14 protein-coding genes and 1 pseudogene are annotated in these 9139 nt (G+C 69.8%); all 15 read right to left on the reverse strand.

The window, feature by feature from the left end; all coding sequences use genetic code 11:
- Positions 1-20: 20 nt before the first annotated feature.
- On the reverse strand, positions 21-1166 hold the full coding sequence (locus AC07DO_RS36150) for a WhiB family transcriptional regulator (RefSeq protein WP_479066086.1): 1146 nt from the start codon (positions 1164-1166) through the stop codon (positions 21-23).
- Positions 1163-1759 (reverse strand): hypothetical protein, encoded by a 597-nt coding sequence (locus AC07DO_RS36155; RefSeq protein WP_479066088.1) that lies wholly within the window; start codon positions 1757-1759, stop codon positions 1163-1165. Before AC07DO_RS36155 ends, AC07DO_RS36150 begins: the two co-directional genes overlap by 4 nt.
- Positions 1756-1977 carry a hypothetical protein gene (locus AC07DO_RS36160; RefSeq protein ID WP_479066090.1) on the reverse strand — a complete coding sequence of 74 codons (222 nt, stop codon included), beginning with the start codon at positions 1975-1977 and terminating at the stop codon, positions 1756-1758. Before AC07DO_RS36160 ends, AC07DO_RS36155 begins: the two co-directional genes overlap by 4 nt.
- Complete coding sequence (locus AC07DO_RS36165; RefSeq protein WP_479066092.1) at positions 1974-3023, reverse strand: DUF5131 family protein; 1050 nt, start codon at positions 3021-3023, stop codon at positions 1974-1976. Before AC07DO_RS36165 ends, AC07DO_RS36160 begins: the two co-directional genes overlap by 4 nt.
- Entirely contained in the window at positions 3020-3208 is a 189-nt protein-coding gene (locus AC07DO_RS36170) for a hypothetical protein (RefSeq protein ID WP_479066094.1), read from the reverse strand. Before AC07DO_RS36170 ends, AC07DO_RS36165 begins: the two co-directional genes overlap by 4 nt.
- Positions 3209-3265 (reverse strand): annotated as a pseudogene (locus tag AC07DO_RS36175) (HNH endonuclease); the annotation flags it as partial. It abuts the gene before it with no gap.
- Positions 3266-3433: 168 nt separating this feature from the next.
- Positions 3434-3835: a hypothetical protein gene (locus tag AC07DO_RS36180; RefSeq protein WP_479066096.1), complete on the reverse strand. Its 402-nt coding sequence runs from the start codon at positions 3833-3835 to the stop codon at positions 3434-3436.
- Positions 3832-4401 (reverse strand): hypothetical protein, encoded by a 570-nt coding sequence (locus AC07DO_RS36185; RefSeq protein WP_479066098.1) that lies wholly within the window; start codon positions 4399-4401, stop codon positions 3832-3834. Before AC07DO_RS36185 ends, AC07DO_RS36180 begins: the two co-directional genes overlap by 4 nt.
- Before the next feature lie 64 nt (positions 4402-4465).
- Positions 4466-4783: a hypothetical protein gene (locus tag AC07DO_RS36190; protein WP_479066100.1), complete on the reverse strand. Its 318-nt coding sequence runs from the start codon at positions 4781-4783 to the stop codon at positions 4466-4468.
- Between the two features lie 11 nt (positions 4784-4794).
- Positions 4795-5688 (reverse strand): class I SAM-dependent methyltransferase, encoded by an 894-nt coding sequence (locus tag AC07DO_RS36195; RefSeq protein ID WP_479066101.1) that lies wholly within the window; start codon positions 5686-5688, stop codon positions 4795-4797.
- A gap of 119 nt (positions 5689-5807) precedes the next feature.
- On the reverse strand, positions 5808-6653 hold the full coding sequence (locus tag AC07DO_RS36200) for a phosphoadenosine phosphosulfate reductase domain-containing protein (RefSeq protein WP_479066103.1): 846 nt from the start codon (positions 6651-6653) through the stop codon (positions 5808-5810).
- Between the two features lie 34 nt (positions 6654-6687).
- Positions 6688-7011, reverse strand: a complete 324-nt coding sequence (locus AC07DO_RS36205; protein ID WP_479066105.1) for a hypothetical protein — start codon at positions 7009-7011, stop codon at positions 6688-6690.
- Positions 7012-7185: 174 nt separating this feature from the next.
- Positions 7186-7335, reverse strand: a complete 150-nt coding sequence (locus AC07DO_RS36210; RefSeq protein WP_471327182.1) for a hypothetical protein — start codon at positions 7333-7335, stop codon at positions 7186-7188.
- A 225-nt stretch (positions 7336-7560) separates the two neighbouring features.
- Positions 7561-8115 carry a hypothetical protein gene (locus tag AC07DO_RS36215; protein ID WP_479066107.1) on the reverse strand — a complete coding sequence of 185 codons (555 nt, stop codon included), beginning with the start codon at positions 8113-8115 and terminating at the stop codon, positions 7561-7563.
- Positions 8116-8337: 222 nt separating this feature from the next.
- Positions 8338-8697, reverse strand: a complete 360-nt coding sequence (locus tag AC07DO_RS36220; RefSeq protein WP_479066109.1) for a hypothetical protein — start codon at positions 8695-8697, stop codon at positions 8338-8340.
- Positions 8698-9139: the final 442 nt, after the last annotated feature.

Consider the following 9139-nt stretch of genomic DNA (forward strand, 5'->3'; position numbering starts at 1 on the left):
TCCTGCTTCCTGTGTAGTGGTCAGCTGGCTGCCCGCGCAGGCAGCTCCGCGTCGTCGGGCCGTGCGTTGAACTTCCGGGAGGCCCTGACCGACTCCGGGTCCGGGCCCTTCCTGATCGGACCGCCCGCGTGCCGGTAGTTCTTGCCGCTCAGCACGTGACTGACGACGTTGCGTGGCACACCGAACCGAAGGCCGAGCTCCAGGTCGGTGACGCCTCCCTGCGCATACAGCTCCCGAATGCGGACCACCTGCCGGACAGTCAGCTGGCTGCTGGTCGGCGACTCGAAGGGGAACTCCTCGCCCCGCGCCGCGTACGCGCGCCTCCGCCTCGACACGAACTGCGCCGTCGTGTTCTTCGTGACCCCGCGGTCCCGGTCGATCTGGGCGAAGGACCGCCCGCGCGCGACTGCCCAGCCGATCGCGGCCAGCTCTTCAGCCTCCGACAGGTCCGCGGACTTCAGTTGACCGTTCAGGAACTGCTCCCGCTTCCGGGCCCACGCCTCACTCTCAGCCGCCTTGTGCAACTCCTCCTCGATGGGCCGGTAGGCGCGCACCACGGCTTCCACCGACGGGCGCCCCATACCCAGACGCCGGGCGATGTCCTTCGTCGACACCCCGTCCGCACGCCATGCCAGGATGTCGTCGGCCCGGTCGAACGCGCGCTGCTTGGCCGTGCCGCCCCGCAACTCCACCGCGCTCGGCGGGAGGCGACGCTCTACCTCCTCCCCCGCCAGCCGGGCAGCGAGCCGCACCGTGGACTCCGACGTGCCCTCCGGCACGACGTCGGCGACGGGACGGTTGAACGCCTCGGCCTCCAGCGCGAGGAGGCGCGCTTCCTCGGCGTCGTACGGCCCGTCCTCCCGCTCGTCGAGGAACAACTGCGTGCGCTCCGGCCCGGTCAGGCCCCCGCGGACCAGCGTGCGGTTCCACATCGTGGAGGCCTCGCTGCGCATCTGCTCGGCCAGGCATTCGGCGAGTACGGGGCAGGTGCGGCAGATCTGCCGGGCGCGGGCGGTCACGTCTGCGTCGTCGCCGTCCCACCACTTCTCGGGCCGGTTGTAGCAGGCGGCCCGGTCCCGCCAGGACTCGCTCGCGGTCGCGGGGCGGCGGCGCCAGTCGGCGCTGTGGGCGGCATGACTCGTAGGGCGGCGGGTCTCGGTGGTCATGAGAGGGCTCCGGTGAGGTCGAGGGCGGGCCAGACGGCTTTGTCGAGGGCTGCGCGGTGCGTCTTGGGGAGGTCGGCGATGGGGTGGCCGAGCCAGTCGCGGCCGGCGGCCATGAGGGCGACGGCGTCGGCGGCGTTGTCGTTGCCGTCGGTGGTCCAGGCGGGGAAGCGGCGGGCGACGGCGTCGACGACGGCTCCCTTGCCTGCGTTGCCCTTGCCGGTGGCGTACAGGGCGCGCTGGTTGGGGGACAGAAGCCCAATGGGGATCTGGGCCTTGTGGAGCTGGTTGTAGAGCTGCCACCAGAGCCATCCGCGTTCGTGGGCTCCTCCCCCGCTGCGGGACACGGCGGGCAGTTCTATGACCGCCAGGTCGGGGTGTTTCACCGCGGCGAGGACGTTGTCGAGGACGGTGCGCATGGCGGCGAGTCGGTTGGCGTGCGGTAGCTGGGTGATGCCGGGGTCCTTGGCGCGTTTGGGGTGTCCGATGACTTCGCACCATCCGCGGGTGGAGGCGATGCCGGTGGCGGTGAGGGACGGGTCGATGCCGATGACGTGGGGGCCGTCGGGTGCATGGGGCGGGGCGGTGAGGGTCACGCGGCGTACTCCTGGACGGATATGGGGCCGTGGGGGCCGGAGCGGAGGTGGGTGGCGTGGCCGCGCGCGTGACCGAGGTGGACGGCTCCGCACCAGCGGCAGCGGTAGGTGGTGAAGGCGGGTCCGCCGGTGCCGCGTATCTGTCGGGCGCGGCGTCGGGCGGTGCGTCTGCTGGGGAAGCGGGTTTTGCCGTGGCAGCCGGCCAGGCAGGCGTTCACCGGTCGGGCCTGAGGGCGTGGGTGAGTTCGGCGGCGAGTTGGCGGATGTAGGCGGTGTCGTCTTCGTGTTGGGCGGCGGCGAGGGCGATGTCGTATCCGGGGGTGGTCTCCCGCGCGGCTGTGGGCTTGTGGGCGCTCGGGTACTCGCGGACGCGGAGGTGGGCTGGCCAGTAGTCGGGGGTGCCGCCCTTGGTGTCGCCGTGGGCGGCGACGGTCTTCCCGTTGACGGTGGTGTCGCGGGCCCAGACGGATCCGAGCTGTTTGACGAAGGGTGCGGCGCCGGCCTGGCGGGCGTCGTCGATGAGGTCGGCGGCCCATTGGGGGTTGAAGGGGCGGGCTCCGGGGCCGCTCTCCCCGCCGATGATCATCCAGTCGGGTCGGATGAGGTCGTGGCACGGGCCGGAGCAGAATCCGCCCCAGGAGTCGTGGGTGGGGCAGTAGGCGTGTCCGCGGTGGAGGCGTACCGGGCCAAGGAGGGGTTCCAGGGACAGGAAGCGGACGGCTACTGGGGTCTGCATCAGGTGCTTGATGCGGATGTCGGCCCACTTCTGGTTCTCCACGGAGACGCCCAGGTGGACGTTCGGAAGTGGCCAGGGGCAGCCGGCGGTTACGGGCTTGCCGAAGACGGCTTCGGCGCGGTGGTGCACCATGTGGGCGAACTGGGGGTCGTTGAGGAGGCTGCGCATGCGGCCGTGTCGCTTGGTGAGGACCTGGTAGGTGTGCTGCGGGGTGGCAGCCATCACGCCGAAGATCAGATGCAGGTCTGCGGTCTGAACTCCCGGATGGAAGAGATCCGACATGGAATTCACGAAGACGAGGCGGGGCTTCCTCCATCGCAGGGGTTCCCTGATGGCGGTGGCGTGCGTGGTGATGCCGAAGCCGGGTCCGGATGTCTTCGGGTTGCCGTCGTTCTGGTACTTGGCCTGCCCCATGCCCTTGAGGCGCTTAGCCATGGTCAATGCATAGCAATTCAGGCATCCAGGACTGATGCGGTCACATCCGGTCGTAGGATTCCATACCTGCTGGGTCCACTCGATGTTGGTCACGGCTTGGGGCTCCTACGGGTGTTGTGGCCGCTGACGTAGCGGCGGGGCCGGTTGGTGGCGTCGTACTTGAGGAAGGTCTGGCCGCATCCGCAGGCGCAGGCGACCGTCACGTTCGGCTCGTTCACGCCGCGCAGGTCGGTTCGCTTGCGGTGCTCCGCAGCGTGGTCGGCCCTGCTGGCCTTCACGGCGAGGTTCTCGGGCCGGTTGTCGGTCTTGATGTGGTTCTTGTGGTGGACCTGTTCGCCCTTGCGGCCGGTCGGCCTATCAGCTGCTCGGCTACCAAGATGTGCTCATAGACGTAGCCGCGGCAGTCGGCGCGGGGGTGGTCGGGGCGCTTGACCAGGACGTAGCCGTTGGAGGCTATGGAGCGGCCACCCTTCCAATTCGGGTTCCGCTCAAGCGGCTGCCCTTTACCCATCGCATTCGGCCTGCTTCTGCCGCATGGTGATGGCGTCGGCGACGGTGTGGCCGTTGACGGTGACGAGCCGGGCCTGTTCCTTCGCGTGGCGGAGGGCGGTGTCGAGGTCGAAGCGGTGGGCGTTGAGCCAGTCGTCGCCGCGGTCGTACTCCTTGACGCCGTAGTCCCAGGTGCCGTCAACGCCGAGGCACATCTGGCCGCCGCTGATGACGGCGTAGCGGTCGTCGCCGCGGTACTGGACACGGAGTTCGAAGAGGTGCCCGTCGAGGTCGTCTTCTGGGACGCAGTTGACGGTGTACTCGACGGCCTTGACGGTGGGTTCGGGGACGGTGGCGGCTTCGGCGTGGGCTCGTTGCTGTACGGCGGTGTACCAGTCGGGCTGTTCCTCGCTCATGCTTCGGGGTGCTCCTTGGGTTGGTCGGCGGCCGCGCGGGCGGCAAGGCCTTCGGCGATGTCGCGGGCGGAGAGTTCGGCGGTCTCACTGGCGCTGGCGCGGGCTCGGCGAAGGCCTTCGCCGAGCTGCAGGACCTTCGGCGGCTTCACGGTGTCGACGTGCTGCTCGTCGTGGTGCCCGGTGGTGCAGCGGGCGGCGAGGGTGCGGGCTTCGGTGAGGGTGGGCTGGCCGGTTACCGGGTGCTGGTGGTGGGCGCCGTTGGGGCACGGGGTGTAGGCGGTGAAGAGGGGGGCGCGGTGCGCGGTGTGGATGAGGACGGTGTCGCCGAGGTGGGCGTAGGCGTGGCCGTCGGGGAGGGGGTGCCAGGCGCGGACGGGTATGGGGAGGCGGGCTGTGGCGTTGGCGAGGGCGGCGCGGGCGCAGGCGAGTTCGCCTGGGGAGCGGGGGCCGAGGGGCCGGATGGGGAGGGCTTCGCGGAGTTCGGCGGTGGAGGTCCGGGCGGGCGCGGGGGCTGGGCGCTTCTTGGGGGTGGTCTTCTTGGTGCGCGCGCGGGCTTTCGTGGCCATGGCCGGTCTCCGTCCGGGTTCTGTTCTGGGTGGTGCTCCGTGGTGTGGGGGCGTGGGGGGTTGGTTAGTTGAGGGCTTCGGTGAGTTCGTCGGGGACGGGTTCTTCGTCGAGGGCGAGGGTGTGGACGAAGACGGGGGTGCGGCTGCCGTCGGCGCGGGGTTCGGTGGTGGTGCGGAGGGTCCAGAGGGTGACGCCGCCGCCGGCGCGTTCGCGGGTGGTGTAGCCGCCGCGGGTGGTGAGCCAGGTGGTGAGGTCGTCGAGTTGGTCGACGAAGGCGTGGGCGGCGTTGCCGCGGGTGGTGAGGCGGCCGGTGGGGAGTCCGTAGAGGTCGGCGGTGATAGTGGTGGTGTCGGCGGGGTCGGTGAGGGGGGTGAGGGTCATGGCAGCCCCCTTCAGGCGGCGGATACGTCGAAGGTGAGTTGCTCGTCCCCTGGCCCTTCGCCGGGGAGGTGGATGGTGGTCGTCGGTTTCCGGGGCCGCGCTGCGACTGCTTCGACGGGCGCGGCAGCGGTGACTGGCTTGACGTCCTCGGACCGCATCGGCTCGGTGAAGTCGCAGGTGACGATCTCGACCTTTGGGGCTACGCCTCGCCACTCGTCGCGGTAGGTGGATGTGTCGAAGCCGGCGCCGCACGTGAGGTCTATGTGGGTCTGCTCCTGGAAGCCGGCGCATTCCTGGTCGATCTCTTCGCGGTATCGGCGGTCACCGCTGTACCGGAAGGGCGCGGAGCCCTGAGGGATGATGAACGCGCCAAACGTGGCGATTTGCGAGGCCACTGCGATGACGTGGTACTCGAAGCGTCGGCCGGAGTAGCCTGGTGCGTTACCGCTGCGCCTGATGCTGCCGAACGGCGGGTTGCTGATCGCCGTGTCGAACCGTCCAAGGTCCATGCCAGGCACGGTGAGAACGTCGGCACAGATCCACTCGGCTTCGGGGAGGATCTTCCGGCCGACCTTGACGTAGTCGGGGTTTTTCTCGATACACACGAACTGGCGGGGCTGCTCGTTGTTCCAGCGGCGGCCCCATAGGTCTCGGCAGCCGTAAGCGAGGCGTCCGATGCCGGCGCACAGGTCGATGATGCGGTCGCCAGCGACCTCGATGGACAGGTCCCGGGCGAGGCCTTCCGGGGTGAAGAAGGCTCCGTCGAGGTTGTGGGTGGCGGTTGCTGCTTCCTGCCAGTGCTCCAGGACGAAGTCTTTCTCGTCTTCGGTGAGACTGCGGTCCAGTTCGACCAGGGCGCACGCCTCTTGGTGTCGCTTGGACTGTTCCTTGGTCAATCGGGCCATGGGGGCTATTCCTGGGTGTCAGGCCCCGTGGGGGCGTGGACGATTGGGCTCCTGGCGGGGTTGTTCAGCCCGGCGGCGGGAGGTCGGGGCTCGACCGCCGCCGGGCGGTCTGGGGAGTGTCAGGCAGCCGCTTCGGCCTCGGCGACGATCTCCGCCATGGACAGGTCGGCCTTGAAGGTGTGGCCCACCTCCTGCTCCAACTCCAAGTACTTCCGGGCCATGTCGGGGCGCAGGCGCGCAGCGCAGGCAAGGTCTTCGCGGGAGGCGAGGATGCAGAAGGAACAGGACAGCCGCTTCATGCCCTTGTCGTAGGCCCAGTGATAGCGGACACCGGATGTGCGGATGCGCTCCCAGACCTGGTCTTCGGTCCAGTCAAGGATCGGATGCCAGGTGGTGACCTCGCGGACGCCGGAGGTGGCGGCCTTGTCGAGTTCCAGGTGCGGCTTCTTGGCTCGACCGCTGGACTCCTGAGCGCGGATGCCGAGGCAGTACAGGACGCGGGCTTGCCGGCCGAGGCCGAGTTCGCTGACGAGCTGAGTGATGAGCTTGCGGGCTGGCCCCCGCTTCTGGTCGGAGGTGCAGTACCGGGCAGCGGAGGACGGCCATGCTGGTGTGGAGGTGTCGCCCTTGGCTCGGAGCTTGTAGTGCCGGTCTCGGATCTGGTCGAGGAGGAGACCTTGCTCGCGATGCCGCATCTCGAAGCGGACGCCGTAGTGCTCGGCTTGCTCCTGGGCGAGTTCGCTCGTGCCGGGCCACTCGACCTCGCCGAGGTCGTTGTGGAGGACGACCATGCGATCCATGACGTTGGCGTCGCGGGCGAGTTCAGCGACGTGATCGAGCATCGCCTGGGAGTCCTTGCCTGCGCTGCTCGCGACAAGGAGGACGTCGTAGTCGGCGAGGTTCGGTATCTCCTGCGGGATGTCGATCAGGGTCTGCTGTCCGGCGGCTGAGGTGGTGCTACGCATGTGGGTCTCCCCTAGTGGTGGCTGGCGGTGCGGCTCAGGCGGTTTCGGGGTGCTGGTCGGCGCACCAGGGGCACTGGTGGCGGGCGAGGTTGTAGCCGCCGGACTCCTCGATGACGTGGGCGTCGGGGTCGTCGGCGTCGAAGACGGTGGGGCACCAGCAGGAGCAGCCGCACTTGCGGATCTCGCCCTTGGGGAGGCCGGTGAGGGCGGCGAGGGCGTCCATGAGGGGTGCGTAGTCGGCGGGGCCCGCGGCGTCGGCTTGTTCCATGAGCTGGTCGAAGCGGTCCTGGTCGGCGGGGGTGAGGGCCGTGTAGGTGCTGGTGGTGGGGTGTTTTTGGGTGTGCGTCATCACGGCCACGGCTGGGCTCCGTTCGTGACTGGGGTCCGTCAGCGCCCGCTGGTGGGGCTGTCGTTGTCGGCCCACCCAAGGTAACCCATAAGTCATTGTGAGCACAATGGTTTGCCGTGCGGGCATGAAAATGGCCCCACTCCGGGGTCCGGGGAGCAGGGCTGAACTGGCGCCGGGGTCAGGTCACGGCAGACCGCGGGCGGCGGCCTGGCGGTCGATCTCGTCGCGGTGCGCCTGGAGGAGGTCGCTGTAGGAGACGTGGATCGCGCGGTCGATGCGCGTGGTGTCGAGCCGGTAGCGGGCCACCAGGCGTTTCAGGGTGCTGAGCGACATGGGGTGTGGCGTCTCCTGAAAGAGCGCCTGGGCCTCCCTGAGAGAGATCAGGTCACAGTCCGCTGGGACGAGATGCTGTACGGCCACGAAGTGGCCCCCTTGTCTCGGTAGGACCAGGCGTTCGCAGCGCCCCCCGGCCGAAACGGTGACCCCAACTGCGGGGCCGGGTTGTGGTGTTGCAGTGTGCAAAATCCGGTGTTGGTACGTAGACCGACGTGGGGCCCGTCAGGTTGCACGGCGGGCGAGAGATTCCCGTGCCTCGACGTGCTGGCGGGCGAGCTGGGCAAGGGTGAAGGTGCGGGCAGGCTGGCGGGGCCCGGCGCAGTTCCGGTTGACGCAGGCGGCGAGCCGGGGCGTGGGGCGCCAGAAGAGCCCGTAGCAGCGGCAGCTGGGGCACGGCTGGCGGCGGGCGAAGCTGCGCACGGCGTCTTCCTCGCCCATGGCGGCGGCGTGCTCGAGGCCCTGGCGCAGGACGAGCACCTCGGCGTCTCGTCTCTTCTCCTCGGCGAGGTGCTCGGCATGGTCGGCCATCCACGCGTAGACGGCGGAGGCCTTGGCGGGGGGCGGGCCGGCGTCGGGGGCGGCGGCGCGGGTGAAGTCGACGACCTCGTTCACGCTGGCGGCCATGTGGTCGAGGATGCCGAGGTTGACGGGTGCGGCGGGCGCGCTGGTGGTGGCGCGGCGGCCGAGGGTGTCGCCGGTGCGGCGGGGGGTGATGAATTCGGTTTCGATCAGCCGCATGCGGCTGGCGGTGCTGTCCGTGTCTCCCGACAGGCCCATGGTGTCCCCAATCCATCGGCGGCCCGCAGGGCGCGGTGCTGAGCCGTGGGGGGAGCCAGGGGCGCGCGCCGGGGGGCCGGAGTTGCTCACTCCGGGTTATTCCGGACGCCCCATGATGGCACGCAAGTGGCCGTTGTTGAACGGAAAGTCAGTGTTGATCAACGGCGTGTGCCGGGTTGTTACCTATTCACGTACCTTACGGAGCGTCAGCTCCTGGCATATTCACAAGAAGTCGGGTGCGCTCCGCATGTGCGCGAGCATCGACGTGAGCTCCGTGTACGCCTCCTCGCCGAGAACACCCTGGGCGCGCGCGCCGGACAGCAGCAGCTGCACCCCGTCCAGGCTGGTGCGGAACGCCTCGGCGGTCTGCGGGTCGGTGAGGGTGCGGTGCCGCTGGGCGAAGAGCGCTTCGACGGTGACGGCGAGGGACTGCTCGGCGCTCACGTCATCACGAGGCTGGTACGCGGCCGCGGCGTTGCCGTCGACGGGCATCACCGGGCCGGCGGCCCGCCGGTGGTCGAGGTGAACGACGTCCCCCAGGGGGCCGGGCCCCGGCGGGGAATCCGGGCGTGCTCCAGGCATGGCACGACTCCGCTCCTCTGGCAGGTGGGAAGGTCCGAGGCGCCCGGCGCTCCCCTTGTGGCCGGACCCTCGCCCCGGCCCTGGCTGCCAGTCGGACCGGGATGCCACTGTGACAGCAAAAGGGGTCACATGGTGAGGGGCGCCTGACTTTTCACCAGCCCTTAACGCGCCCAGGGGTACGCTTTTCGGCCGCCGCGCTCGGGCGCGGGGCGGGTGGGCATGAGGGAGCCCCCGCGGGCTGGGGACGGAGCAGCCGACAACGCACCCACCCCTGGCGGGGGCTCGAGACCTCACGGGCGTACCCGTCAGATGACGGTGATTGTAGGCGCGGATCCGTCCACCCCTCTAGGGGCTGGACGGCACGCTGTTCCCGGTGGTGGCCTGCGTGGTGCCGGGGCCGCGGGAGGGCCGGGGGCGGCGGGGCTGCGACCCGCTAGGGAGC

The sequence above is a fragment of the Streptomyces sp. NPDC045678 genome, assembly GCF_056432085.1.

Coding starts and splice junctions, on each gene's coding strand:
- AC07DO_RS36150 (WP_479066086.1), bottom strand. CDS start 1,166: ATGACCACCGAGACCCGCCGCCCTACGAGTCATGCCGCCCACAGCGCC.
- AC07DO_RS36180 (WP_479066096.1), bottom strand. CDS start 3,835: ATGAGCGAGGAACAGCCCGACTGGTACACCGCCGTACAGCAACGAGCC.
- AC07DO_RS36185 (WP_479066098.1), bottom strand. CDS start 4,401: ATGGCCACGAAAGCCCGCGCGCGCACCAAGAAGACCACCCCCAAGAAG.
- AC07DO_RS36190 (WP_479066100.1), bottom strand. CDS start 4,783: ATGACCCTCACCCCCCTCACCGACCCCGCCGACACCACCACTATCACC.
- AC07DO_RS36195 (WP_479066101.1), bottom strand. CDS start 5,688: ATGGCCCGATTGACCAAGGAACAGTCCAAGCGACACCAAGAGGCGTGC.
- AC07DO_RS36200 (WP_479066103.1), bottom strand. CDS start 6,653: ATGCGTAGCACCACCTCAGCCGCCGGACAGCAGACCCTGATCGACATC.
- AC07DO_RS36210 (WP_471327182.1), bottom strand. CDS start 7,335: ATGTCGCTCAGCACCCTGAAACGCCTGGTGGCCCGCTACCGGCTCGAC.
- AC07DO_RS36215 (WP_479066107.1), bottom strand. CDS start 8,115: ATGGGCCTGTCGGGAGACACGGACAGCACCGCCAGCCGCATGCGGCTG.
- AC07DO_RS36220 (WP_479066109.1), bottom strand. CDS start 8,697: ATGCCTGGAGCACGCCCGGATTCCCCGCCGGGGCCCGGCCCCCTGGGG.